The 25,916-nt window shown below is 73.2% G+C and carries 16 protein-coding genes; 10 read left to right on the forward strand and 6 right to left on the reverse strand.

Annotated features, from left to right (window positions below; translation table 11 throughout):
- Positions 1 to 7: 7 nt before the first annotated feature.
- A complete protein-coding gene (locus D3A59_RS00415) occupies positions 8 to 2,716 on the forward strand; it encodes a zinc-dependent metalloprotease (RefSeq protein WP_119152956.1) in 2,709 nt (902 codons plus the stop codon).
- Positions 2,717 to 2,738: 22 nt separating this feature from the next.
- Here D3A59_RS00415 and D3A59_RS00420 read toward each other — a convergent pair whose 3' ends face one another.
- Together D3A59_RS00420 and mpl are read right to left on the reverse strand one after the other, a co-directional pair.
- Positions 2,739 to 3,089: a YbaN family protein gene (locus D3A59_RS00420; RefSeq protein WP_119152957.1), complete on the reverse strand. Its 351-nt coding sequence runs from the start codon at positions 3,087 to 3,089 to the stop codon at positions 2,739 to 2,741.
- Complete coding sequence (gene mpl / locus D3A59_RS00425; protein WP_119152958.1) at positions 3,086 to 4,465, reverse strand: UDP-N-acetylmuramate:L-alanyl-gamma-D-glutamyl-meso-diaminopimelate ligase; 1,380 nt, start codon at positions 4,463 to 4,465, stop codon at positions 3,086 to 3,088. The genes D3A59_RS00420 and mpl overlap by 4 nt, the downstream gene beginning before the upstream one ends.
- 59 nt (positions 4,466 to 4,524) lie before the next feature.
- Here mpl and D3A59_RS00430 point away from each other — a divergent pair, with 59 nt between their 5' ends.
- The gene (locus tag D3A59_RS00430) at positions 4,525 to 4,977 is read left to right on the forward strand and encodes a hypothetical protein (protein WP_119152959.1); all 453 of its coding nucleotides are present in this window, start codon (positions 4,525 to 4,527) and stop codon (positions 4,975 to 4,977) included.
- 17 nt (positions 4,978 to 4,994) lie between these two features.
- Positions 4,995 to 5,468, forward strand: coding sequence for a DUF6152 family protein (locus D3A59_RS00435; RefSeq protein WP_119152960.1), 474 nt, complete (start codon positions 4,995 to 4,997; stop codon positions 5,466 to 5,468).
- A gap of 47 nt (positions 5,469 to 5,515) precedes the next feature.
- On the opposite strand, the gene hemL is transcribed toward D3A59_RS00435, so the two are convergent.
- Both hemL and thiD read right to left on the reverse strand, forming a co-directional pair.
- On the reverse strand, positions 5,516 to 6,820 hold the full coding sequence (gene hemL / locus D3A59_RS00440; RefSeq protein ID WP_119152961.1) for a glutamate-1-semialdehyde 2,1-aminomutase: 1,305 nt from the start codon (positions 6,818 to 6,820) through the stop codon (positions 5,516 to 5,518).
- Complete coding sequence (gene thiD, locus D3A59_RS00445; protein ID WP_240635868.1) at positions 6,810 to 7,733, reverse strand: bifunctional hydroxymethylpyrimidine kinase/phosphomethylpyrimidine kinase; 924 nt, start codon at positions 7,731 to 7,733, stop codon at positions 6,810 to 6,812. Before thiD ends, hemL begins: the two co-directional genes overlap by 11 nt.
- A gap of 166 nt (positions 7,734 to 7,899) precedes the next feature.
- Between thiD and D3A59_RS00450 the strand changes: the two genes are divergently transcribed.
- The 7 genes from D3A59_RS00450 (at position 7,900) to D3A59_RS00485 (ending at position 21,037) form a co-directional block, all read left to right on the forward strand.
- Complete coding sequence (locus D3A59_RS00450) at positions 7,900 to 8,052, forward strand: rubredoxin (RefSeq protein WP_047193774.1); 153 nt, start codon at positions 7,900 to 7,902, stop codon at positions 8,050 to 8,052.
- 55 nt (positions 8,053 to 8,107) lie between these two features.
- Positions 8,108 to 8,509 carry a response regulator gene (locus tag D3A59_RS00455; RefSeq protein WP_119152963.1) on the forward strand — a complete coding sequence of 134 codons (402 nt, stop codon included), beginning with the start codon at positions 8,108 to 8,110 and terminating at the stop codon, positions 8,507 to 8,509.
- Between the two features lie 117 nt (positions 8,510 to 8,626).
- Positions 8,627 to 8,992 carry a response regulator gene (locus D3A59_RS00460; protein ID WP_119152964.1) on the forward strand — a complete coding sequence of 122 codons (366 nt, stop codon included), beginning with the start codon at positions 8,627 to 8,629 and terminating at the stop codon, positions 8,990 to 8,992.
- 86 nt (positions 8,993 to 9,078) lie between these two features.
- Entirely contained in the window at positions 9,079 to 9,615 is a 537-nt protein-coding gene (locus D3A59_RS00465; RefSeq protein WP_119152965.1) for a chemotaxis protein CheW, read from the forward strand.
- A gap of 86 nt (positions 9,616 to 9,701) precedes the next feature.
- On the forward strand, positions 9,702 to 12,014 hold the full coding sequence (locus D3A59_RS00470; protein WP_119152966.1) for a methyl-accepting chemotaxis protein: 2,313 nt from the start codon (positions 9,702 to 9,704) through the stop codon (positions 12,012 to 12,014).
- A 223-nt stretch (positions 12,015 to 12,237) separates the two neighbouring features.
- The gene (locus D3A59_RS26065; RefSeq protein WP_240635869.1) at positions 12,238 to 19,920 is read left to right on the forward strand and encodes a hybrid sensor histidine kinase/response regulator; all 7,683 of its coding nucleotides are present in this window, start codon (positions 12,238 to 12,240) and stop codon (positions 19,918 to 19,920) included.
- A complete protein-coding gene (locus D3A59_RS00485; protein ID WP_240635870.1) occupies positions 19,901 to 21,037 on the forward strand; it encodes a GGDEF domain-containing protein in 1,137 nt (378 codons plus the stop codon). The genes D3A59_RS26065 and D3A59_RS00485 overlap by 20 nt, the downstream gene beginning before the upstream one ends.
- Before the next feature lie 21 nt (positions 21,038 to 21,058).
- On the opposite strand, the gene D3A59_RS00490 is transcribed toward D3A59_RS00485, so the two are convergent.
- Positions 21,059 to 24,580, reverse strand: coding sequence for an ATP-binding protein (locus D3A59_RS00490; RefSeq protein ID WP_119152967.1), 3,522 nt, complete (start codon positions 24,578 to 24,580; stop codon positions 21,059 to 21,061).
- Complete coding sequence (locus tag D3A59_RS00495; RefSeq protein WP_240635871.1) at positions 24,577 to 25,857, reverse strand: metallophosphoesterase family protein; 1,281 nt, start codon at positions 25,855 to 25,857, stop codon at positions 24,577 to 24,579. Before D3A59_RS00495 ends, D3A59_RS00490 begins: the two co-directional genes overlap by 4 nt.
- Positions 25,858 to 25,916: the final 59 nt, after the last annotated feature.

The following is a 25,916-nucleotide window of genomic DNA, read 5'->3' on the forward strand; positions in this document are numbered from 1 at the left end:
CCGTTTCGTGAGCGACTGTTTCGTGCTTCGGCCGCCGCCCCTGCTGGCGCTGTCCCTGGCCCTGCTCGCCGGCTGTGCCAGCCTGCCTCCCGAGCCCGCCGCCACGGCCGTCGTCGTGGCGCAGACCGCGTCCGGCGGCGCGACGCCGCTGGCGAGCGCGCTGTCCCTGCCGCAGCCTGCCACGCCCGCCGGCACGCGCGGCTTCGACGACGTGGTGCGCGGCGCGGTGCGCAGCGAGGGCTTCCTGCCGCTGTGGCGGCGCGACGACCGGCTGTGGATCGAGATTCCCGAGGAGATGTTCGAGCGGCCCTTCCTGCTCGCCGCCAACGTCTCGCACTCGGTCGGCGAGCGCGGGCTCTACGGCAGCCAGATGGGGCCGAGCTGGGTCGCGAGCTTCCGCCGCGTCGGCAGCCAGGTGCAGCTGCTCGCGCGCAACATGGCCTGGCGCGCCGAGGGCGACCTGCCCTCGCAGCGCGCCGTCGAGCAGGCCTTCTCCGACAGCCTGCTCGCATCGGGGCCGATGGCGAGCGCGCCGCACCCGCAGCGCAAGTCGGTGCTGGTTGACGCGGCGATGCTGCTCGCGGACCTGCCCGGCTACGGCGCCTCGCTCGAGCGCGCCTACCGGCTGCCCTACCTGGTGGACCGCGCCAACTCCTTCTTCGAGCGCGGCAACGCGACCGCCGACATGAGCACGCTGTCGGTGCGGCTGCACTTCAGCACGCCGCGCCTGCCGGTGGCGCCGGGCGGGGCGCCGCCGCCCTCGACGCTGCCCGACGGCCGCAGCCTCTTCGTCGGCCTCGTCTACAGCTTCGCGCGCTTGCCCGAGACGCCGATGCGCCCGCGCCGCGCCGACCCGCGCCTCGGCCACTTCACCGACGCCTTCACCGACCTCGGCGGCCAGGCGCGCGCCAACCCGCGCGTGCACCACGTCAAGCGCTGGCGCCTCGAGAAGAAGGAGCCGGACGCGGCGCTGTCCGAGCCGAAGCAGCCGATCCAGTTCTGGCTCGACCGCAACATCCCCGAGCGCTACCGCGCCGCCGTGACGGCGGGGGTGCTGGAGTGGAACAAGGCCTTCGAGCGCATCGGCTTCCGCGACGCGATCGTGGTGCAGCAGCAGCCCGACGACGCCGACTGGGACACGCTCGACAGCCGCCACGCGTCGATCCGCTGGTTCGTCGGCGCGGACGTCGGCTTCGCGATCGGGCCCTCGCATTCCGATCCGCGCAGCGGCGAGATCCTCGACGCCGACATCGGCATGAGCGACGTGTTCGCGCGCGGCGCGCGCCGCTTCATCGTCGAGGACGCCGGGCTGAACTCCGAGCAGCGCCTCGCGCAGCTGATGGGGCAGGCGCATGCGCAGGGACAGGCGCAGGCCCGCGGCGAGCCAGCGGCGCAGTGCCACTACGCGATGGAGGCGGCCTCCGAGATGCACTTCGCGCTCGACATGCTGGAGTCGCGCGGCGACATCGCGGCCGACAGCCCGCAGGCCGAGGCGGTGGTGCAGGCGGCGATCAAGGACACGATCATGCACGAGGTCGGCCACGCGCTCGGGCTCAAGCACAACTTCAAGGCCTCGACCACCGTGCCGCGCGAGCGGCTGCAGGATGCGGCCTGGACTGCCGAGCACGGCATCTCCGGCTCGGTGATGGACTACAACGCCTTCAACCTCGCCGCCTCGGGCGAGCGCCAGGGCCAGTTCAGCAACACCACGCTCGGCCCCTACGACTACTGGGCGATCGAGTACGCCTACCGGCCGCTCGATGCGGCCAGCGAGGCGGCGGAGCTCGCGCGCATCGCCGCGCGCAGCAGCGAGCCGCAGCTCGCCTACGCCGACGACCACGACGCAGGCGGCTTCGGCGGCATCGAGGGCTTCGACCCGCTGGCCAACCGATTCGACCTCGGCGACGACCCGCTCGCGTGGTTCAGGAAGCGGCTGACGCTGTCGCAGGAGATGTGGCAGCGCGAGCAGCAGCGGCTGCCGCAGGCGAGCGACGAGGCGACGCGCCAGCGCCGCGTGATGCTGTCGGGCTTCCGCCAGCTCGCGCGCTCGGCCGAGCTGGTCAGCAAGTACGTCGGCGGCATGGAGCAGGTGCGCTCGGTGCCGGGCGCGGCGGCGCGCCCGGTCTACACGCCGCTGCCGGCCGAGCGCCAGCGCGAGGCGCTGCAGTTCCTCACGCGCGGCCTGTTCGGCACCGAGAGCTTCCGCTTCCGGCCCGAGTTCGTCGCGCGGTTGTCGCCGGACTTCCTCGACCGCGGCGCGGCCGGGCCGGTGAGCGTGCCGCAGGCGGTGCTGTCGGTGCAGTCCACCGTGCTCGACCGCCTGATGAGCCCGGGCACCGCGACGCGGGTGCTGGAGCTGCCGAACTACGCGCCGCAGCAGCAGGGCCGCGGCGCGCGCGCGCCGCTGACGCTGCACGAGGTCTACGGCTCGGTGCAGGACGCGGTGTGGAGCGAGCTGCCGCGCGGCACCGCGATCGACCCGCTGCGCCGCAACCTGCAGCGCGAGCACCTCAGGCGCGTGCAGGCGCAGCTCACCGGCGGCGCGGCGATGCCGCCCGACGCGCTGAGCCTGACGCGGCTGCACGCCACTGCGCTGCGCGAGCGGCTCAAGCGCGCATCGGCGAACGCGCGGCTGCCGGTGGAGACGCGCGCGCACCTGCTCGACAGCCTCAACACGCTCGAGCAGGCGCTCAAGGCCTCGATGCTGCGCGGCTGAGCCGCCGCTGCCGGGACGCGCTTCAGTCCGGCCGCGTCCACAACCAGGCGCCGACCGCGAGGCCGATCGCGGCCGGCAGGTAGCGCCAGGGCTCGGGCAGCAGCCACAGCCCGCCGGCGGCGCTGAGCAGCAGCAGCGCCGTCGCCAGCCGCTTGGCGTGGCGCGGCACCGCGCCGCGCTCGCGCCAGGCCCGGATCTGCGGGCCGTATCGCGGGTGCGCGAGCAGCCGCGCCTCCCACTCGGGGTTGGCGCGGCCGAAGCACCAGGCGGCGAGGATCAGGAAGGGCGTGGTCGGCAGCAGCGGCAGGAAGGCGCCGATCGCGCCGAGCACCACCGCCAGGCCGCCGAAGAGCAGGTAGAGCCTGCGCTTCACGGCGCGCTTCCGGCCTCCCGGGGCGCGGCGGCGAGCGCCGCCAGCAGCTTGTCGTGCACGCCGCCGAAGCCGCCGTTGCTCATGCACAGCACGCGGTCGCCGGGGCGCGCGGCCGCGACCACCCGCTCGACCAGCGTCGCGATGTCGCCGCAGACCACCGCGCGCGCGCCCATCGGCGCGAGCGCCTCGGCCGCGTCCCAGCCGAGACCGCCGTCGTGGCAGAAGGCGAGCTCGGCGTCCTCGAGCGACCAGGGCAGCTGCGCCTTCATCGTGCCGAGCTTCATCGTGTTCGAGCGCGGCTCGAACACCGCGAGGATGCGTGCCCCGTCGGGCAGCGTGCGGCGCAGCCCGTCGATCGTGGTGCGGATCGCGGTCGGGTGGTGCGCGAAGTCGTCGTAGACGAGGATGCCCGCGGCCTCGCCGCGCAGCTCGAGCCGGCGCTTCACGCTCTCGAAGCGAGCCAGCGCCTCGGCTGCGGCCTGCGGCGCGACGCCCAGGTGGTCCGCGGCCGCGATCGCCGCGAGCGCGTTGAGCTGATTGTGCTCGCCGAGCAGCGGCCACTCGACGCGCGCGACCTTCTCCCCGCCGCGCCGCACGTCGAAGGCCGAGGGCTCGCCCTCGGCGCTCCAGCCGCCGGCCACGCCGAAGCGCTCGATGCCGCTCCAGCAGCCGCGCGCGAGCACGCGCTGCAGGCTCTCCTCGCGGCCGTTGACCACCAGCCGCCCGCGCCCCGGCACGGTGCGCACGAGGTGGTGGAACTGGCGCTCGATCGCCGCGAGGTCGTCGAAGATGTCGGCGTGGTCGAACTCGAGGTTGTTGAGCACCGCGGTGCGCGGCCGGTAGTGCACGAACTTGCTGCGCTTGTCGAAGAAGGCGGTGTCGTACTCGTCGGCCTCGATCACGAAGGGCGCGCCGGGCGCGGCGTCGCCGAGCCGGGCCGAGATGCCGAAGTTCTGCGGCACGCCGCCGACGAGGAAGCCGGGCTGCAGGCCCGCGTGCTCGAGCACCCAGGCGAGCATCGAGGTGGTGGTGGTCTTGCCGTGGGTGCCCGCGACAGCGAGCACGTGCCGGCCCTGCAGCACGTTCTCGGCCAGCCACTGCGGGCCACTGGTGTAGGGCAGGCCCGCGTCGAGGATCGCTTCCATCAGCGGGTTGCCGCGGCTGACGACGTTGCCGACGACGAAGACGTCGGGGCGCAGCCCGAGCTGCGAGGCGTCCCAGCCCTCGATCAGCTCGATGCCGAGCCGGCGCAGCTGGTCGCTCATCGGCGGGTAGACGCCGGCGTCGCAGCCGGTCACGCGGTGGCCCGCCTCGCGGGCCAGGGCTGCGATTCCCCCCATGAAGGTGCCGCAGATGCCGAGGATGTGGATATGCATGGCCCGGGATTCTAGGAGCGGGGGCGGCACGGCGGCGGCGCCGCTGCTAGCGTGAGGGCATGCAGACCTCCCCGCCGCCGCTCGACCTGCCTGCGCTCGCCTGGATCGGCGCCCATCCTTGGGCCTATCCGGCGCTCGAGGCGCTGCATATCGTCGGCATCGGCGTGCTGCTCGGCAGCCTGCTGATGTTCGAGCTGCGCCTCTGGGGCCTCGGGCGCGAGCTGCCGCTCGCCGCGCTGGCGCGGCTCGCGCTGCCGGTGTCGCTGGCCGGCTTCGCGCTCGCCGCGGCGGCCGGGCTGCTGATGTTCGCGAGCCAGCCGTCCGAGCTGGTCGCGAACCGCTACTTCGTCTGGAAGATGGGCCTGCTCTTCATCGCGGGCTGCAACGCGGCGGCCTTCCATGCCCGCGGCGGGCTCGCGCGGCCCGACGGCTGGGCGCGCGCGCAGACCGCGCTGTCGCTGGGGCTATGGATCGCCGTCATCATCTGCGGACGCTGGATTGCCTACGCCTGAGTCCCAAGGAGCCGAGCATGCAACGCCGCCACCTGCTGATCGCCGCCGCCGGCACCGGCCTCTTCGCGCGCCTCGCGCAGGCGCACCACGGCTGGAGCAACTTCGACGAGACGCAGCCGGTCTACCTGGAAGGGCGGGCCGCGCAGGTCCGCTGGCGCAATCCGCACGCCGAGATCCTGCTGGAGCTCGAGCCGCAGCTCGCGCTGCCGCCCGACCTCGCGCGGCGGCCGCTGCCGCCGCAGGCCGCGCCGGTGGACGGCCCGGCGCTGCTCGCGCGCGCCGCGCTGCCGCAGCGGCCCGACCGGCGCTGGACAGTGGAACTCGCGCCGCTGACGCGCCTGGGTGCCTGGGGCCTCGGGGAGATCGCACCGGGCGCCGAGCTCTCGGTGGTCGGCTTCGTGCAGAAGCAGCCCCAGGGGGAGGCGCGGCTGCGCGCGGAATACCTCTTCGTCGGCGGCAAGGCCTACGGGCTGCGCTCGGCGCCGGCCTGAATGAAGCGCCGCGGGCCGCAGGCCGGCCGCGGCGGGAGAGGCTCTTGTCAGCCGGCGCGCAGCGCCTCGCGTGCCGCGTCGACGGTCGCGGCGAGGTCGGCGTCGCTGTGCGCGGCGCTGACGAAGCCGGCCTCGTACAGCGCCGGCGCGAGATAGACGCCGCGCTCGAGCATGCCGTGGAAGAAGCGGTTGAAGCGCTCGCGGTCGGTCGCCATCACGGTCGCGTAGTTCTGCGGCAGCGACTCGGCGAGGAAGAAGCCGAACATGCCGCCCTCGCAGTCCACAGCGAGCGGCACGCCCGCGTCGCGCGCCGCGCCGGCCAGGCCGTCGACGAGCAGGCGCGTCTTGCGCGACAGCTCCTCGAAGAAGCCGGGCTTCTGCAGCTCGCGCAGCGTCGCGAGGCCGCAGGCGGTGGCCACCGGGTTGCCCGACAGGGTGCCTGCCTGGTAGACCGCGCCGACCGGCGCGAGATGCTGCATCACCGCGCGCGGGCCGCCGAAGGCCGCCAGCGGCATGCCGCCGCCGATCACCTTGCCGAACACGCTCAGGTCGGGCCGGAAGCCGGGGATCGCGGCCGCGTAGAGGCCCTGCGCGCTCGCCAGCCCCACGCGGAAGCCCGTCATCACCTCGTCGAACACCAGCAGCGCACCGTGCTCGGTGCACAGCTCGCGCAGCCGCCGCATGAAGGGCAGGCTCGCGCGCACGAAGTTCATGTTGCCGGCAATCGGCTCGATCATCACGCAGGCGAGGTCGCTGCCGTGCAGCGCGAAGGCCTCCTCGAGCTGCTCGACGTTGTTGTACTCGAGCACCAGCGTGTGCTGCACCACCTCGGGCGGCACGCCGGCGCTGGTCGGGTTGCCGAAGGTCGCGAGCCCGGAGCCGGCCTTCACGAGCAGCGCGTCGGCGTGGCCGTGGTAGCAGCCCTCGAACTTGATCAGCATCGGCCGGCCCGTGGCGCCGCGCGCGAGGCGGATCGCGCTCATCGCGGCCTCGGTGCCCGAGCTCACCAGGCGAACCTGCTCCATCGACGGCACGAGCTTCAGGATCTCCTCGGCGAGCTCGACCTCGCGCTCGGTCGGTGCGCCGAAGGACAGCCCGTCGGCGGCGGCCCTGCACACCGCCTCCAGCACCGCCGGATGGCCGTGGCCGAGGATCATCGGCCCCCAGGAGCCGATGTAGTCGATGTAGCGCCGGCCGTCGGCGTCGTACAGGTAGGCGCCCTCGGCGCGCGAGATGAAGCGGGGCGTGCCGCCGACGGCGCGGAAGGCGCGCACCGGCGAGTTGACGCCGCCGGGGATGACGCGCTGCGCGCGCTCGAACAGCGCCGCGCTCTGGATCGGATCAGTGGACATGTCGGGGATCGGACGGAGGCTGGGATTCGGGGCCGGGTTCCTCTGCGCCTTCCTCGCCCTCGGGCGGCTGGGCCCAGAAGAAGCGGTCGGGCACCACGGAGCCCATGCCGGGGCGGAAGCCGGCGTCGAGCGACTGGTCCAGGAAGGTCAGCGCCTCGGCGACCGCCTCGTGCAGCTCGGCGCCGTTGGCGAGCATCGACGCGAGCGCCGCCGACAGCGTGTCGCCCGCGCCGACGAAGCTGGTGTCGAAGCGCTCGAACTTCTCGCCGAGGATCGGACCCTCGGGCGAGGCGAGCACGTTGTCGATGAACTGGTCGGGCAGCTGCACGCCGGTCACGAGCACGAAGCGCGTGCCGTGCTCGGCCGCGGCCACCGCGATCTCGCGCGGCGAGGCGGGACGGTCGGCCTCCCAGTCGGGCAGCAGCGCATTGGTCAGCGTCGCCTGGTTGCCCACCAGCACCGCGGTCTGCGGCAGCACCAGCTCGCGCCAGGCCTCCAGGTAGGACTCGAGCGCGTCCTCCTCCATCCACGACAGCGTGCCGAGGTAGCTCACCAGCGGCACGTCGGGGTAGTCGCTCAGCACCTCGGCCACGGCGCTGACGCCCTCGGCGCTGCCGAGGAAGCCGACCTTCCAGGCCAAGATCGAGGTGTCCTCCAGGATGCCGCGGGCCTGCTCGACCACCGCGTCGTCATCGATCGGGCTGTGGTCGAAGACCTCCGCGGTGTCGCGCAGCATCACCGCGGTGACCACCGGCAGCGCATGCGCGCCCATGGCCGAGATCGTCGCGACATCACCGCCGAGGCCGCCCGCGCCGCTGGGGTCGTTGGCGTTGAAGCTCATCACGCAGGGCGGTCCGACGTCTTCGTCGAGGTTCGGGTCGTCGGATTCGGGCGATCGGGGGTCTTGAGTCATGCATGGCGCCCGCGAGGGCGTTGAGAAGGTCTGCGGAGGCGCAAAGATTACGTGAAGAATCGACAGTAAGCTGGCGTCCTCGCTTAACTTTGCTTACGTGCTACCGCTACAATCTTTTCGGTCATTGTAGTGAAGCCGATACATCGTGAGCGAACCTCGAACCTGGATGTGCCTTATCTGTGGATGGATCTATGACGAGGCCGCCGGGGATCCGGAGCACGGCATCGCTCCCGGCACCGCGTGGGCTGACGTCCCGATGAACTGGACCTGCCCGGAATGCGGTGCTCGCAAGGAAGACTTCGAGATGGTGCAGATCTGAGCACCGCACCACCTGTCACTGAGGAGAGGGCTGAGTGAGCGAAACTGCAACGCAAATGACAGCACGCGCCGTGCCCGAAGGGGCCACTGCCATCAAGGTGCTGGTCATCGACGACAGCAACACGATTCGCCGCAGCGCCGAGATCTTCCTCAAGCAGGGTGGCTACCAGGTGGTGCTGGCCGAAGACGGCTTCGATGCACTGGCCAAGGTCAACGACCATGAGCCGCACCTCATCTTCTGCGACATCCTGATGCCGCGTCTCGACGGCTATCAGACCTGCGCCATCATCAAGCGCAACCCCCGTTTCGCGTCCGTGCCCGTGATCATGCTGTCCTCCAAGGACGGCCTGTTCGACAAGGCGCGCGGCCGCATGGTGGGTTCGCAGGACTATCTCACCAAGCCGTTCACGAAGGACCAGTTGCTGCAGGCCGTGCAGCAGCACGGGCGCGGCGGCTGAGGGTTCTCGCCGGTGCGTCGCGGCGGCTTGCGGTGAAGCGCCGCAGACGCCCCGATCTGTCTGTCAGCGCCGGCCCCCGCGGGCGGCTGCGATGAATAAGGGAAAAGGAAGCTCACCATGCCAGTCAAAAAGATCCTGCTGGTCGACGATTCGAAGACCGAGCTGCACTACCTCTCCGAGCTGCTCGTCAAGAAGGGCTACGCGGTGCGCACCGCCGAGAACGGCGAGGAGGCGCACAAGCGTCTGGCCGAGGACAAGCCCGATCTGATCCTGATGGATGTCGTGATGCCGGGCCAGAACGGTTTCCAGCTCACGCGCTCCATCACCCGCGACCCGAACTTCGCCGACGTGCCGGTGATCATGTGCACCAGCAAGAACCAGGAGACCGACCGGGTCTGGGGCATGCGCCAGGGTGCGCGCGACTACGTCGTCAAGCCGGTCGACCCCGACGAACTGTTCGCCAAGATCAAGGCGTTTGACTGACGCGCGGCCCTGCTCGCGTCCGCTGCGCAGGCCTTCAGGGAGGGGCGGGCGCGGCATGTCGAAGGCCCAGCACACAGGCGGAATGAATGGCAAACAAAGAAGCGCTGCGTGATCTGCAGACCCGGCTCGCCGAGCGGATGCGGGAGGCTCGCACCGAGCACCGCGCCGCGACCTGGCTGGCGGTGGAGTCGGCCGGCGTCGGCTTCCTGCTGCCGCTGGTCGAGGCCGGAGAGATCTTTCCGCTCGGTGTCGTGCTGCCGGTGCCCCACACCGCCGCCTGGTTCGTGGGCGTCGCCAATCTGCGCGGCGGGCTGCACGGTGTCGTGGACCTCGCTGGCTTCCTCGGCCTGCGCAGGGCCCCGGTTTCCGGCGCACCGGAGGGCGCGAGGGAGCAGACCCGCGTCGTGGCGTTCGGCGCGGCACTCGAGACCAACTGCGCGCTGCTGTTCGAGCGGCTGTCCGGGCTTCGCGGCCGCGAGCAGATGACGGCCTTGCCCCGCGGCGCCCAGGCCTTGCCGGCCTTCGTGGGCGGCCAGTACCGCGACGAGGCGGGGCGCGTGTGGCTGGAACTGAACCTGGCCGCCCTGGCCGGTGACGAGGCTTTTCTGAAAATCATGGTTTAGTCAGGGGCTGTCCTTCAGCGCGTCTTGCGCAGGCCGACACGGTCCCATCAAAAGCAAACGACCGACATAACAGGAACGAGGGAAGCATGAGCATGTTGAACCGGATGAAGGCTTGGGGCCGCAAGCCGAAGGGCGACCAGGACGATGGCGCGCGCGACGATTCGCTCATGCTCAGGGAGTCCGCGCGCGGCGGCGCGGGCAAGTCCTCGCCGGGAGGCGCCTCGCAGGATTACGGCGCCGACACCTCGATCATCTCGGAGGTCGCGCCGTCGGAGCTCGCCACCGAGGCCTTCGACACGCAGACGCCGATCGAGCGCATCGCCCGCCAGGGCGCCCGCACCAAGCTGCCGCTGATCGGACGCATGCCGGTGAGCCAGCAGCAGCGCGCACTCGCCGGCCTGGCCTCCGTCGGCCTCGTCGGCCTCGTCACGGTCGCGCTGGTCTCGCAGAACAGCGCCAACGTCGCCGCGGCGCAGGTCGGCGCCACCGGCCAGTCGCTGATGCAGTCGCAGCGCCTCGCGAAGTCGGTGTCGCAGGCGCTCGTCGGCAGTCCGCAGGCCTTCCCCGAGGTGGAGGAAAGCGGCGAGGTGCTGGCCCGCGACGTGCGGGCGCTCGCCCAGGGCAACAAGCAACTCGGGATCGATCCCGCCGGGGGGGCGGTGCAGGAGTTGCTGCGCCCGCTGCTGCCGCTCGTCGACCAGGCCGAGAAGAACGCGGCCACCGTGCTGGGCCAGCAGAAGATCCTGACCCAGGTGGGCGAGGCGCTGCGCAGCATCAACCGCCAGTCGTCCGAGCTGCTCGAGGTGGCGGAGACCATCGTGTCGCTGAAGCTGCAGCGCAACGCGTCCGCCGCCGAGATCTCGGCCGCCGGCCAGCTGGTGATGCTGACACAGCGCATCGGCAAGTCGGCCAACGAGTTCCTGACGATGGAGGGCGTGAGCCCCGAGGCGGTGTTCCTGCTCGGCAAGGACCTGAACTCCTTCCGCGAGATCGGCGAGGGCCTGCTGGAGGGCAATGCCGAACTGCGCCTGCCCGCGGCCCGGGACGAGCAGACGCGCGAGCGCCTGGAAACGCTGCTCAAGCTCTACGACGAGACCCGCAACCAGGCCAGCGCCATCCTCGGCAACCTGCAGGGTCTGGTTTCCGCACGCGAGGCCCATTCGGCCATCATCGCCGACAGCGAGCCGTTGCGCGTCGGGTTGGCGCGCGTGCAGGAGAGCCTGGCGGAGAAGGCCGGCTTCGGCCTGCTGAACCTGCTCGGCCTGCTGGGCTCCGGCACGCTCGCGCTGCTGGGCATCGCCGGCCTGGGCTACGTCTACGTGCAGGACCAGCGCCAGCGCGCGATGCTCGCCGAGCACCAGCGACTCGAGGCCGAGCGCATGGAGCAGGAGGCCAAGCGCGTCAACGACGCCAACCAGGCGGCGATTCTGCGGCTGATGAACGAGCTGCAGATGGTGGCCGAGGGCGACCTGACGCAGCAGGCGACCGTGACCGAGGACATCACCGGCGCCATCGCCGACTCGGTGAACTACACGGTGGAGGAGCTGCGCTCGCTGGTGGCGCAGGTGCAGGGCACGGTGGCGCGCGTGACCGAGACCACGCAGCAGGTGGAAGCGACGTCCACCGAGCTGCTGGCGGCCTCCACGCAGCAGCTGCGCGAGATCCACGACACCGGCGAGTCGGTGCTGCGCATGGCGAGCCGAATCAACGAGGTGTCTGCCCAGGCCCAGCAGTCGGCCCAGGTGGCACGGCAGTCGCTGCAGGCCGCCGAGTCGGGTCTCGTCGCGGTGCAGAACGCCATCGGCGGCATGAACTCGATCCGCGACCAGATCCAGGACACGTCCAAGCGGATCAAGCGCCTCGGCGAATCGTCGCAGGAGATCGGCGAAATCACCGAACTGATCTCGGACATCACCGAGCAGACCAACGTGCTGGCGCTCAACGCCGCCATCCAGGCGGCCTCCGCCGGCGAAGCAGGCCGCGGCTTCTCGGTGGTGGCCGAGGAAGTGCAGCGCCTCGCGGAACGCTCGGCGGACGCGACGCGCCAGATCGCGGCACTGGTGAAGACGATCCAGACCGACACGCAGGACGCGGTGGCCGCCATGGAGCGCTCCACGCAGGGCGTGGTCGAGGGCGCGAAGCTCTCCGACGCGGCCGGCACCGCGCTGGGCGAGATCGACCGCGTGTCGCGCCAGCTCGCCGACCTGATCGCGCAGATTTCCGACCAGGCGCTGCGCGAAGCCGAATCCGCCAACGTCGTGGCCGGCAACATCCAGCACATCTTCGCAGTGACCGAGCAGACCGGCGAGGGCACCCGCTCCACCGCGCAACTGGTGCGTGAGCTCTCCAAGAGCGCGGAAGAACTGAAGCAGTCGGTCTCCCGGTTCACCATCAGCTGACGCGCGTGGAATTCCCCGCCTGCGTGGCCCGATGCGCCGAAGCGGATCCTGCCGCACGAGGAATGCGGCCGGAGCCGCGAGCGGGCTCGGGCCGCACCGTGTTTTTCCGCAGCTTTCGAGCGATATGGCGCATGAGTCGCTGACAGTGACGCTCGGATGGCGGGCTTGCGGCCCGCGCCGGGCCGCCTGAGAACCAACAGATACCCACACCCTGGGGCTTGGCATGGACAGCAATCGCGACACCCCACCGCATGACGACCTCAGCGCCCTGGCGTGGGTCCAGGAAGAGCTGCGCAAGTCGCTCGAAGCGTCGAACAAGGCGCTGCACCGTTTCCTGAAGGAGGCCGAAAGTGCCGGCGCCTCCGATGTCGATGACGTCGATCCGGCCATCCTGCGCGGCGCACGCCAGCAGCTTCACCAGAGCGCGGGTGCCCTCGAGCTGGTCGGGCTGAGCGCCGCCGCGCACCTGCTGCGGGCCGTCGAGGCGGCCGTGCAGCGCTTCGTGCTCAAGCCTCACAAGCTCGACCGCGCCGCAGTGGAGGTGCTCGAGCGGGCCGCCTTCGCGCTGATGGACTACCTCGCCCGCCTGCTCGCAGGCCGCAAGGTCTCGCCCGTGGCGCTGTTCCCGCAGTACAGCGCGGTGCAGAAGCTCGCCGGGGCGGAGCGCGTGCATCCCGCCGACCTGTGGAGCTTCGACTGGCGCTGGATCGAGCTGCCGGCCGAGCCCGGCATCGCGGCGCGCGCCGCGGACGCCGCCGCGCGCAACGAGATGGAGCGGCTGCTGCTGACGATGATGCGGCAGCCGGCCGCGGTGGCTGTGGTGGCCGCGCGCATGAGCGAGCTGTGCGCCGGCCTCGGCGCGCAGGCTCCGACATTGCAGACGCGCAGCTTCTGGCGCCTGGCGGCCGCCTTCTTCCAGGGCCAGGCGCTGGGCCTGCTGCCCAACGACGTCTACACCAAGCGCGTCGCCTCGCGCGTGCTGGCGCAGTTCGGCCAGCTCGGCCGCGGCGAGTCGGAGGTCTCGGACCGCCTCGCGCAGGACCTGCTCTTCTTCTGCGCCCAGTGCGTGCCGTCGCAGTCCACGCCGGCGCCGCGTGTCGCCGCGGTGCGCCGCGCCTACGGGCTCGAGCAGGCCGTCCCGGTGAGCTACGAGGAGTCGCACCTCGGGCGTTTCGACCCGGCACTGCTGCTGCAGGCCCGCAAGCGGGTGGCGGCCGCCAAGGACTCTTGGTCGGCAGTGGCCGGCGGCGAGATGCACCGGCTGCACAGCCTCAACGAGCAGTTCAGCCTAGTGGGGGATTCCCTGCGCCGCATCTATCCCGGCGGGGAGGTGCTGGCCGAGGCGCTGCAGCAGGCCGTGGTGCAGACCGTCAATGCCCGGGGCGCGCTGAGCGCGCCGCTGGCGATGGAGGTCGCGACCAGCGTGCTCTATCTCGAAGCCTCGCTGGAGGATGCGGACTTCGACGATCCGGCCCAGGTCTCGCGCACGACGCGGCTGGCCGAGCGCATCACCGCGGTGCGGCACGGGCAGAAGCCCGAGCCGCTCGAAGCCTGGATGGAGGACCTCTACCGCCGTGTCTCGGACCGCCAGACGATGGGCAGCGTGGTGCAGGAGCTGCGCGCTTCGCTGAGCGATGCCGAGGAGCACATCGACCAGTTCTTCCGCAAGCCCGAGGACGTCGCGGCGCTCGTCACGGTGCCGGCGCAGCTCGGCGCGATGCGCGGCGTGCTGTCGGTGCTCGGCCTGAAGCATGCGTCGCAGGCCGTGGTGCGCATGCGCGACGACGTCGATGCGCTCATCTCGGGCGGGTCCGGCGAGCCAGGCCCGGCACGCGAGGCGATGTTCCACCGTCTCGCCGGCAACCTCAGCGCCCTCGGCTTCCTGATCGACATGGTCAGCGTCCAGCCGAACCTGGCCAAGAGCCTGTTCGTCTTCGACGAGGCGACCGGCGAGTTGCGCCCCCTGATGGGGCGTGCCGTCGAACATCCGCTGCCTGCCGCATCCTCCGGCGAGTCGCAGGCCCCCGCCGCGCCGGCTTTCGTGCCGCAAGCAGCGCAGCGGCCCGAAGCGCCGCCGGCCCTGGTGGCGGCGCTGGCGGTCGCACAGCAGCCCGCCGCGGCGCTGGCTGCCGAGGCGGCCGGCCTCCCGCCGGTCCCCGACGCTCCCCCGGTTGCAGCCGAGGGAGCGTCGGCCGCGGTGCCCACGGTGCCCGAGCCCATGCGCCCCGCTTCGCTGCCGGTAGGCCCGAGGGCGGAGGTGCCGGCGCCAGTCGCCGAGAAGCCCGCGGCCGCACCAGCCATGCCACATCCGGCCGTGGCGCCCGCGGTGCCAGCCGCGACGCCGGCTTCGGCTCCCGCCGCCCCGGTGGCTGCCGCGCCTGCCACGTTGCCGCCCGCGGTGAATCCCGCGCCCCTGCTGCCGCCCGCGCTGGTCGACGAGGAGGTGGACGCGGAGATGCGGGAGATCTTCCTCGAGGAGGCGGCGGAGGTGCTGGTCCAGGCCGGGGAGGGGCTCGACCAGCTGGCTGCCCACCGCGGCGATGCCGACCAGCTCACCGTGGTCCGCCGCGCCTTCCACACGCTCAAGGGCAGCGCCCGCATGGTCGGCCTGAAGGACTTCGGTGAAGCCGGCTGGGCCTGCGAGCAGCTCTACAACCTCTGGCTGGCCGAGCAGCGCCCCGCGAGCAAGGATCTGCTGTCCCTGAGCCGCGAAGTGCTGGCCTACATGTCCGCCTGGGTGCAGGAAATCGCCGCCGGCACCCCCCCGACCCACCAGTCGCCCCCGGTGCGCGTGGCGGCCGATGCGCTGCGCCTCGAAGGCCGGGTGGTGCCGCTTGCCAGCATCGCGATTCCGCATGCCGAGGTCCAGCCGGCAGCGGCCGAACCGGTCGCCACCGTTCCCGAGGCTCCGGCCGTCGAAGAGTCGGCCCTCGAGCAGCCGGTCCTGCCGGCTGTGATCGACGCCGGGCCGGCCGAGCCGGTGCTCGCGGTGCCGGACGTGGCGCTGCCCCTGCCGAGCGAAGCCGGTGAAGGGATGCAGGACGTCGCGGCCCCGGCGATTCCCGCGACCGAGCCGGTCGTCGAGCTCTCGTTCGACGGCTTCGAACTCGAGGCCTCTTCGGCTGCCGAGGCGGCACCCGCGCCCCTCGATCTGCCGGAAGCGGCAGCGCAGCCCGCGACCGAGCCCGCGCCGCAGGCCTCCGCCACAGTGGAGGACCTCGCGCCCTCGTTCGACGCCCCAGTGTTCGCGCCGCAAGCCGTCGAGTCCCCGGAGATCCCGCCGGCCTCCGACGCGGCGGCCGATTTCCCGTTCGACGACTTCGACCTCGAGATCGTCGCCGCCACGGAGGCCGTCGAGGCGCCCCTGCCGGAAGCGGCCACCCTCCTCGCGCCCGAGCCGGCGCCGGAGGCGGTCGGGCTGGCCGGCGAGGGCATGACGCCGACCGTCGAGCCGACTGAGCCGCCGGCCGTCGAGCCCGAAGCGGCCGTTGCGGACTCCGCGGTGTCCGGACTGCCGGCCGATTTGCCGTTCGAAGGCTTCGAGCTCGAGGTGGCCTCAGTCGTGGCCACCGTGGAGGAGCCGCCTGCGGTAGAGGCAGCTTCTTGCGTCCTGCCCGCCGCTGCCGAAGAGGGCCCGGTGCCGGCGGAGCAGGCCGACGCCTTCGACCCCGCCGACCTCGCGTCCCCGGTGACCGGGGAGGCCGAGGCGGTCGAGCTTCCTGCCCTGCAGGCGCCGTTCGATGCGGCGTTCGAGCTGCCGCCGCTCGAGGCCGAGCAAGGCGAGGGCGCCACACTGCCGGGCGAGGCTGCGGTCGAGTTCGTTGCCGATCTTTCCTCCGGCACGCCTGCTCCCGCGATCGCTACGGCCGAGGACGCGGTCGACGCGGCCCGGGTCGCCGAGTCCGCCGACACGTCTGCCTTGACGGTCGAGTTCTCGGCGCCGGATTTCGACCTGCTGTTCGGAACGGAGCCAGTGGCCGCCCCGGCGGCTCCGCAGCCCTCTGCGCAACAGGACGAAGCTGCGACCCTCCCGGCAGCGACCGCGATGGACGAGGCACCGGCCGCGTTCGCGCAGCGGACGGGCGACGCGGACGAGTCTGTCATCGGTGCGACGCCGGATGCCGTGCAGCCGGCCCTGCCGGAGCCCGGCGAGCCGGCCGAAGCGACTGCGGTCGCGGACCTCGGGGCGCTCGATTTCGAGTTCGAGATCCCGGCGCCGGGCGCCGAGCCGCCGTCCCATGACGCGGGTCGTATCGATTTCGATCTCGATTTCGGGCTTGCGGGTGCGGCAGCCGATGCCGCGGAATTCTCCACGCCCGCGCAGGGGGAGCCCGTGCCGGCCGAGTCGGTGTTGCCGCCGGAATTCGGCGTCTCCGATCTCGCCGCAGCTGCGGAGACGCTCCTGGCCGGGTTGGCGACGGAGCCGGCACAGGACGCGCTGCTCCCGGCCGAGCCGCAAGCGGTGTCCGCTGCGGCGGACGATCAGCCCGCTGCGCAGCCGGCGGCTGACCTCGCGGAGCCGGCCGGCGACATGCCGGACGCCGAGGCCGGTGCCTTCGCGGTCGAGGAGGAGCTCACGAGCAGCGACGACCTCGTCAAGGCCATCGGCCCGCTGCGGGTGGCGACGCCGCTGTTCAACATCTATCTCGCCGAGGCCGACGAGCTGTCGCTGCGACTGTGCGCCGAACTGGGCGAGTGGGCGGTGGAGCCGACCCAGCAGCCCAGCGAGCTCGCGATCGCCGCGGCCCACTCGCTTGCCGGCTGTTCCGCCACCGTGGGCTTCTCGGAACTGTCGCAGCTGGCGCGCCAGCTCGAGCATGCCCTGATGCGCACGCAGACGATCGGCTTCGGCCTCCCGCAGGAAGCCTTGCTGTTCGGGGACGTGGCCGAGGAGATCCGCAGCCTGCTGCACCAGTTCGCCGCCGGCTTCCTCGGAAGCCCGCAGCCGCTGCTGCTCGAGCGCTTGGCTGCGCACGAACTGGATTCGGCGCAGCGCCTGGGCGAGGCGAACCGCAATCCCGCCGCGGCCGACGAGCCGGAGATCGATCCGGCGGCCTTCGAGATGGAGCCGCTGCTCGGCGACGAGGCGCTGCTGCCCGCAGGCGTCGAGCCGGCGGCGTTTGCGGCATCCGGCGAGGACGACACGAGGAGCCCGGCGGCGCCGGCTTCAGAGGAGGCGATTCGTCCCGAGGAGCCCCAGGCGCTTCAGGAGCCGGCCGCGATGGAGGCGGTCGCCGCGCCGCCTGCCGACGAGGCCGACGCTGCGGAGCCTGTGCTTTTGCTGCCGGAATCCGGCGAGGTCGCGGCGCCGGCCGACGAGGCCGCCCCCGTGCCGCAGCCGGCCGCCGCGTCGCTGCGCGAGGACAGCGCGCTGGTCGAACTGATGCGCTCCGGCGTGACTTCGCTCGAGACGCTGGAGCCGCTGGCGCCGGTGACGCCGCGCACCGAGTCCGGGGTGCGGCGCCAGGACATCGACGACGATATCGATGCGGTCGACGCGGTCGATACCGACCTGTTCCCGATCTTCGAGGAGGAGGCCGAGGAACTGCTGCCCAAGCTGGCCGGCGAAATGCGCGAATGGCTGCAGCAGCCGGGCGAGCATGCGGTGGCCAATGCCTGCATGCGCACGCTGCACACCCTCAAGGGCGGTGCCCGCCTCGCCGGCGCGATGCGCTTGGGCGAGCTGGCCCACCGGCTCGAGACGAGCATCGAGCGCCTGATGGCGCGCGGCAACATCGTCTCCGCCGACGTGGAGGCGCTGCAGGCCAAGGTCGACGCGTTGGCGGCCACCTTCGAGGCCCTGCGCTCGATGGATGCGCAGGCCTATGCCGACGCGGCGGCCCTGCTGCACGAGTCGGCTCAGCCCGCTGCGCCGCAGCCGGCCGCGATGCCGGTCGTGCCGGCCGGGTCCGTTGCGACCGAGATCGGCGCCGAGGCCGGTGCTCAGGCGCTGCTGCCTGCCGTCGAGTCCCTGCTGCCGATCGACTGGTCGCGCTTCACGCCGCATTCCGGGCTTGCGCGTGCCGCGGTCCCGCGCGGCACGTCGGGCGGCCAGACCCTGGTGCGGGTGCGCGCGCAGCTGCTCGACCGCCTCGTCGGCGAGGCGGGCGAGGTGAGCATCACGCGCGCGCGCCTGGAGGCGGAGCTCGGCAGCATCCGCAGCTCGGTGGTTGACCTGACCGACAACCTGGAGCGCCTGCGCCAGCAGCTGCGCGACATCGAGCTGCAGGCCGAGACCCAGATGGCCACCCGCATGGAGGCTGCCAAGGCCGAGGGCCACCAGTTCGATCCGCTCGAGTTCGACCGCTTCACGCGCTTCCAGGAAATCACGCGCATGATGGCCGAGTCGGTCAACGACGTGCACACCGTGCAGCGCACGCTGATGCGCACGCTGCAGACTGCCGAGGACGAGCTGGCCGCGCAGGCGCGGCTGACGCGCGACCTGCAGGACGACCTGCTGCGCACCCGCATGGTGGAGTTCGAGGGCATGTTCGAGCGCCTCTACCGCGTCGTGCGCCAGGCCGCCAAGGAGTCGGGCAAGCAGGTCCGGCTCGACATCGTCGGTGGCTCGATCGAGGTCGACCGCGGCGTCCTGGAGCGCATGACCGGTCCGTTCGAGCACCTGCTGCGCAACGCCGTGACGCACGGCATCGAGTCGCCCGAGCAGCGGGCGGCGGCGGGCAAGGACCCGATCGGCACCATCCTCATCTCGCTGCAGCAGGAGGGCAACGAGGTGATGGTGGAGTTCCGCGACGACGGGGCCGGCCTGAACCTGCAGCGCATCCGCGACAAGGCCGTCGCGTCCGGCAAGATCCACCCCGACGCCAGGCTCAGCGACGAGGAGACCGCGGCGCTGATCTTCCTGCCCGGCCTGACCACGGCCGAGACGGTGACCGAGCTGGCCGGGCGCGGCGTCGGCATGGACGTGGTGCGCTCGGAGGTCAACGCGATGGGCGGCCGCATCGAGACGGCGACCGCCGCCGGGCAGGGCACCCGCCTGCGCCTGGTGCTGCCGCTGACCACCGCGGTCACCCAGGTGGTGATGCTGCGTTGCGGCGAGACGGTGGTCGGCGTGCCGGCGAGCCTGATCGAGATCGTGCGGCGCGGCCGCATTGAGGAGGTGGCGCACGCCCACGCGAGCGGCGTCTTCGCGGTCGGCGAGCAGTCGCTGCCGTTCTTCTGGCTCGGCGCGCTGCTGCAGTCCAGCGGCCACAGCAACGAGACGCCGGCGCGCACCGTGCCGGTCGTGATCGTGCGCAGCGCGAGCCAGCGGGTCGCACTGCATGTCGACGAGGTGCTCGGCCACCAGGAAGTGGTGGTGAAGAACCTCGGGCCGCAACTGTCGCGCCTGCCCGGCCTGGCCGGCATGACACTGCTCGCGTCCGGGGCGGTGGGTCTGATCTACAACCCGGTGGCGCTCGCCACGGTGTACGGCAGGACGGCGCGCGAGCTGACGCTGCAGGCCCAGGCCGCGGGCGCACAGGCCGCCACGCCGAGTGCCCGCGAGGCTGCCGAGGCCGAGGCCGTCGTGCCGCTGGTGCTGGTGGTGGACGACTCGCTGACCGTGCGCCGCGTCACGCAGCGCCTGCTGGTGCGCGAGGGCTACCGCGTCGCGCTGGCCAAGGACGGCCTCGAGGCGCTGGAGCGGCTGGCGGAGGAGCGCCCGGCCGTGGTGCTCAGCGACATCGAGATGCCGCGCATGGACGGCTTCGATCTGGTGCGCAACATGCGCGCCGACGCGGGGCTGGCGCACCTGCCGGTTATCATGATCACTTCGCGGATCGCGCAGAAGCACCGCGACTATGCGGCCGAACTCGGCGTCGACCACTACCTCGGCAAGCCTTACAGCGAGGAGGAGTTGTTGGGATTGATTGCGCAGTACTGCCGTGAGCAGCAACTCGTCTGAGCCGTCCCGCAAGGACGAGGGGGGCAGCGACGCCCCCCGTGACGTCCCGGGTGCCGCAGCGGGCGCCGGGGCCGGCCAGCGGCCGCTGGAGCATGTGGCCGCGCTGACCGGCAACCGCGACCGCGAACTGCTCGACGTCACGCTCGTGACGGCGCTGATGGACCTGTTGCACTGCCGCTGCGTGAGCGCCTGCCGCCTGGTGGGCGACGCGCACGGGCAGCGCTGGCAGACGCGGGCCGCGCTGGAGGCCGGCGACCTCGCGCCCCTGTCCGACCCCCCCTGGCTGGAGCTCGACGAGCTGCCGCCGGCGCAGCAGCACCCGCTGCGGCTGGACTGCGTGCAGCGCGCCGCGGTGGTGCGGGAGGCGCAGCCGCACGGGGCGCTGACGCTGTTCCCGCTGCCCGGCGAGGGCGGGGCGGGCGGCGTGATCGAGGTCGCTTCGGCGGCGGCGCTCGGCGAGGAGACCGAGCGGCTCGTCGCCAGCATCCTGCGCATCTACCGCAACTTCGAGAGCCTGCTCGACTACAGCGAGCGCGACACGCTGACGGGGCTGCTGAACCGCAAGAGCTTCGACGAGACCTTCCTGAAGTTCGTCGCCGCGCCCCGGCCGGCAGCGTCGTTGCCGCGCGGCGACGGCGAACGCCGCGACGCCGAGCAGGCAGCGCGCCGCTGGCTCGGCGTGGTCGACATCGATCATTTCAAGTCGGTCAACGACCGCTTCGGCCACCTGATCGGCGACGAGGTGCTGCTGCTCGTCGCGCGACTGCTGCGCAGCACCTTCCGCTTCCAGGACCGGCTCTACCGCTTCGGCGGCGAGGAATTCGTGATCCTGCTGCACTGCGCCGACGAAGCCGAGGCGCTGTCGGCCTTCGAGCGCCTGCGCGGCAACATCGAGGGCTTCCGCTTCCCGCAGGTCGGCAGCGTCACGGTGAGCGTCGGCTTCGCGGAGGCGAGGCCGGGCGACACGCCGGCGCTGGCCTTCCAGCGCGCCGACGAGGCGCTCTATCACGCCAAGCAGACCGGGCGCAACCGCGTCTGCAGCCATGCGGCGCTGCTGGCCAGCGGCGCGCTCGCGCCGCCGAGCGCACCGCAGACCGGCAGCATCGACCTGTTCTGAGGCAGCGGGGCCGCACCGGCCTCACAGCCGGTGCAGCGCGACCTCCCGCTCGTGGAAGGAGGCGGCCGCGAGCTCGTGCAGGTGGCGGTGGTGCGTGAACAGCAGCACCTGCGCATGGGCCGAGAAGGCCAGCAGCGCGCGCAGGATCTGCTGCGCGCGCTCGTCGTCCGAGGTCATCAGCACGTCGTCGAGCACCAGAGGCATCGCGAAGCGGCCGGCCGCGCCGTGATCCGAGCGCACCGCCTGGGCCGCCAGCCGCAGCGCGAGGTAGAGCTGGTCGGCGGTGCCCTCGCTCATCGCGTCGAGCGCGACGCGGCGGCCGTCCTCGCGCTCGGCCAGCAGCACCGGCCCCTGCTCGCGCTCGTCGACCACCAGCCGCGTGTAGCGGCCGGCCGTCATCTGCTCGAAGTAGCGCGAGGCCTCGCCGAGCATCGGGCCCTGCGCGCGCTCGCGGAAGCGCCGCTGCGCCTCGTGCAGCAGCGCGCCGGCGAGTTTCAGCCGCGCCCAGGGCCGCACCGCCGAGCGCAGCCGTGCCGCGGCGAGCTCCAGAGCCTCGCGCTGCGCGGCGGCTTCGCCCGAGCCGTCCACTGCGTCGAGCGCCGCGCGCGCCTCGCGCTCGCGCCCGGCAGCGGCCTTCAACGCCGCTTCCTGCCGCTCGATCGCCTCCAGGCATTGCGCGCGCTGCTGCTCCAGCGCCGCCACGTCGAGGCCGGCGAGGCGCCGCGCCAGTTCCTCGCGCGGCTGGTCCGACGCGAGCGCGATCTGCCGTCGCAAGCGCTCCAGCTCGTCCCCTGCCTGCGCCTTGCGTTGCGCGCGCGCCTGCACCGCGGCGAGCCCGTCGCGCGCGACACCACCGGCGGCCTCGCACAGCGCGGCGAGCGTCGCTTCCTGCTGCGCGGCGAGCGTCTCGGCGCGCGCGAGCGCCGAGCGTGCCGACTCGCGGTCCTGCATGCTCAGCGCGCGCTGCTGCGCCGCGGCGCGGGCGGCGGCGAGCCGCTGCGCGAGCCGGTCGGCGAAGGCGCCGACATGCGGGGGCGGCGCCTCGCCGAGCAGGCCGGCGAGGTCGGCGGCCATCGCGCCGAGCGCCTCGGCCTGCGCCTGCAGCGCGTCGCGGCGCACGCGACGCGACGCGGTCTCGTCGTGCAGCGCCGCGAGCGCCATCAGCTCCTGCGCCCGCGCCTGCACCGCCGCGGCGCTGCTGCCCGCGGGCAGCAGCAGCCGCGCGTGCCAGCGCGACAGCGCCTCCAGCGGCTCGCGGCGCCGCGCCTCGAGCTCGGCGATCGCCTTTGCGCCGGCCTCGCGTTCACGGCGCAGCCGGCGCTGCTCGGCGTCGAAGGCTGCGCTGCGCGACTCCTGCTCGCGCAACGCGCGGGCCTGCTCCGCGCCGCGCGCCAGCAGAGCCGGCCAGGGCGTCTGCGGCGAGGGCGCCTCGCCTGGGAGCACCGCGCACAGTGCCTCGCGCGCCTGCCGGGCGGCCTCGTGCAGCTCGTGCTCGGCCTGCCCGGCCTCGGCGAGCTGCTGCGCGAGCTCGCGCGCCGCGTCGCAGCGCGCCTGCCACTGCCGCAGCGCCTGCGGCGCGAGCGCCGGCAGCGCGTGCTCGCGCAGCAGCCGCTGCCAGTCCTCGTCACGGGCCCGCGCACGGGCGGCGTTCTCGTCGAGCTGCGCGGCGATCCCGGCGAGGCGCGCGCCCATCTGCTCGATGCGCACGCCGCATTCCTCGACCTTCGCGGCGCGCTCGGCGTCGCGCTGCAGCAGGTCGGCCTGCCGGTCGGCCTCGGCCATCGCCGCCTCGAAGGCCGCCGGCAGCGGCAGGCCGGCGGCCCAGCATGCCACCCGGTCCCGCAGCCCGGCGGACGCATCCTCGGGGCCACCCACCTGCTTCACGAGCTGCCAGCCCTCGTCGCGACGGCGTCGCGCGTCGCGCAGGCTCGCGGCGGTGGCGACCTCGCCGCCCGCCTGCAGCGTGCGCAGGCGCAGCTGCTGCGCCGCCTCGTCGCGGCGCAGGTTGAGCTGCTCGTCCTCGAGCGTGCGGCGCGCCTGCGCGAGCGTCTCGGCGGCACGGTCGGCCGCGTCGATCTGCGCGTCGAGCAGCGGGCGCACGCCTGCGAGCGCGGCGGGCTCGCCGAGGCCCAGGTCGTGCAGCGCGCGCCGCAGCCGCTCGGCGAGCTGCTCGCGGCGCTGCTGCGCGGCGGCCTGGCGTGCCGGCAGCTCGCCGAGCGCGCGGGCGGCGGCGAGCGCCTCGTCGAGCCGCGGCAGCCGCTGCGGCTCGGGCGGCATCGGCCGCGCGGCCTCGTCGGCCCGCAGCTCGGCGTCGAGCCGCGCCTGCTGCTCGCGCAGCAGCTGCAGCCGCGCGTCGAGCTGCGCGAGCGCGTCGAGCTGCTGCTGCAGCGCGGCCTCGTCGGCGCGCGAGGGCGCGGCCGCCAGCAGCAGCTGCGGCGCCGTGCCCGGCGCGATGCGGGCGGCGCGCAGCGCGAAGTCGTCCTGCGCATGCGCGAGCGCGGCCTGCAGCTGCTGCAGCTCGGCGCGGCCCTGCTCGACCTGCTCGCGCATCGCGAGCAGCCGCTCGACCATCGCGGCGAGCTCGAGCACGCGGTCCTCCACCGTCAGCGCATCGAGCACTGCCTGCGCCGCCTGCAGCTGCCCGGCGGCGAGGCGCGCGTCGGACTGCGCGCGGGCGAGCGCGTCCTCGGCGCGCTCGCGCTGCCCGCACGCGTCGGGCGGCAGGTCCGGCGCGTCGGCGAGCGCCGCGCAGTCGGCCTCGCGCAGCGCCAGCTCGCGCAGCAGCGGCGCGACGGTGCGCAGCTCGCCCAGCCCGGCAAGCCGCTGGCGCAGCGCGGCCAGCGCCTGCTCGGACTGCGCCAGCTCCTCGCCCGCCAGCTCGTGCGCGCGCTGCAGCTGCTTCCATTGCGCGGGCTTGGTCAGCGCGGCGCGGCAGGCCTGGCGCGCGTCCTCGATCTGGCGCCGCGCCTCGTTGATCGCCGCGGTGCTGGCGCGCGGGCTGTAGAACCGCTTCGCCTCGGCCTCGATCGACTCCAGCAGCGCGTTGACGCCCTGCGCGCCGGCGCTGGCGGCGAACAGCGCCGCGCCGAGCTCGCCGCGGCCGGCGATCAGCTCGCGCCCGCCCTGGCGCAGTCGCGCGTGGTCGAGGCCGAACATCGCCTCGAACTCGGCGCGCGACAGCCGCCCCGTGAGCGCCGCCTCGTCGTCGGGCGACACGCGCCCGCCGCCGAGCGCCTCGCCGCTCTCGGGACAGCAGCGCGACAGCGTGTCGAGGCGGCCCTTGTGCCGCATCAGCCCGAGCAGCCGGCCGTCGCCGCCGACGAAGGCGCCTCCGACGCGCATGCGCTCGTAGGGGTGGACGAAGCTGTCGGCGCTGCGCATCGGGATGCCGAAGCGCAGGTCGCCCATCGCGCGCAGCGCCGAGGACTTGCCGGCCTCGTTGGGGCCGTAGACCAGGTGCAGGCCGGCAGGCGAGGCCGAGAGGTCGAGCACGCGCTCGGTGAAGGGGCCGAAGGCCTTCAGGAACAGCCGCACGAGCTTCATGCGCGCTCCTCCGTGCCGGCCAGGCGCGCGAGCACGGTGGCCTCGGCGTCGAGCAGCAGCGCGCGCAGCGCGGCGGCGTCGTCCAGGTCCGGGATCAGCCCGTCGCCGCCGTCCGCGCGCACCTCGGGCGGCAGGGTCTGCAGCAGCTCGCCGAGCGCCTGCCGCGCCCAGCCGGGCAGGGCCTGCGGGTCGGCGCAGAGCTCGTCGACCAGCCGGGCCAGCTCGCCGATCGCGTCGTCGCGCGCGGCCGCCGCCTGCCGGTCGAGCGGTGCATGCAGCTCCGCGTGGACGCGCTCGAGCCAGATCTCGGCCTCGCCCAGGTCCTGCGCCGCCGCCTGCGCCGCCGCCTCCAGCGTGCCGGGCGAGCGGGCCTCGAGCGTCTTCAATGGTGTTGCGCCGCGCAGGTTCAGCCGCACCGCGTGCAGCCGGTCCGGCGCCGTGGCGTGCAGCCGCGCCAGCGCGTCGCCCGCCGCGGCCTGGAAGGCGGCGAGCGAGTCGATGCCGTCGAGCGCGAGCTCGAGCTGCGTCCAGCGCACCACGTCGAGCGGCACGAACTCGGCCGAGACGCGGCCGTCGGCGCCGACGCTCACCAGCTCGCAGCCCTTCGGGCCGCACTCGTTGGCGTGGCGCCCCTGCAGGTTGCCGGGGAAGACGATGCGCGGCTGCTCGCACACCACCTGGCGCGCGTGCACGTGGCCGAGCGCCCAGTAGTCGTAGCCCTTGGCCTGCAGGGCCGCGAGGCTGGTGGGCGCGTAGGTGTCGTGCGCGGGCGAGCCGGCGAGGCTGGTATGCAGCACGCCGATGTTGAAGAGGCCCGCGACCGCCGCCGGGTAGTGCGGCACCAGGTCCTCGGGCACCTCGCGCTCGGGGAAGCTGCGCCCATGCAGCGCGACGCCGAGCGCGGGCAGCAGCAGGGTCTGCGCGCTGCGGCTGGAGAAGACCTGCACATGCTCCGGCAGCTCGAGCTGGCGGCTGATGACGCCCTGCGCGTCGTGGTTGCCGTGCGCGATGAAGACGCGCACGCCGCCGCGGCCGAGCCGCACCATCTGCTCGCGGAAGAACAGCCCGGTGTGGAAGTCCTGCCAGTCGCGGTCGTAGATGTCGCCCGCGAGCACGACGAAGGCGACGCGCTCGGCGAGCGCCAGCTCGACCAGGCGCTCGAGCGCGCGGCGCGTCGCGCCGCGCAGCCGCTCGGCCGGCGCGCCCTCGTAGCGGGCGAGGCCGCGCAGCGGGCTGTCGAGGTGCAGGTCGGCGGCGTGCAGGAAGCGCAGGGTCATCGGTCGGCTCGGCGGGCGGAGGGCAGGGCGGTCGAGGGATGGCAGTATGTGCGAAATGG

This window comes from Caldimonas tepidiphila (assembly GCF_003569765.1).
GTDB lineage: Bacteria > Pseudomonadota > Gammaproteobacteria > Burkholderiales > Burkholderiaceae_C > Caldimonas > Caldimonas tepidiphila.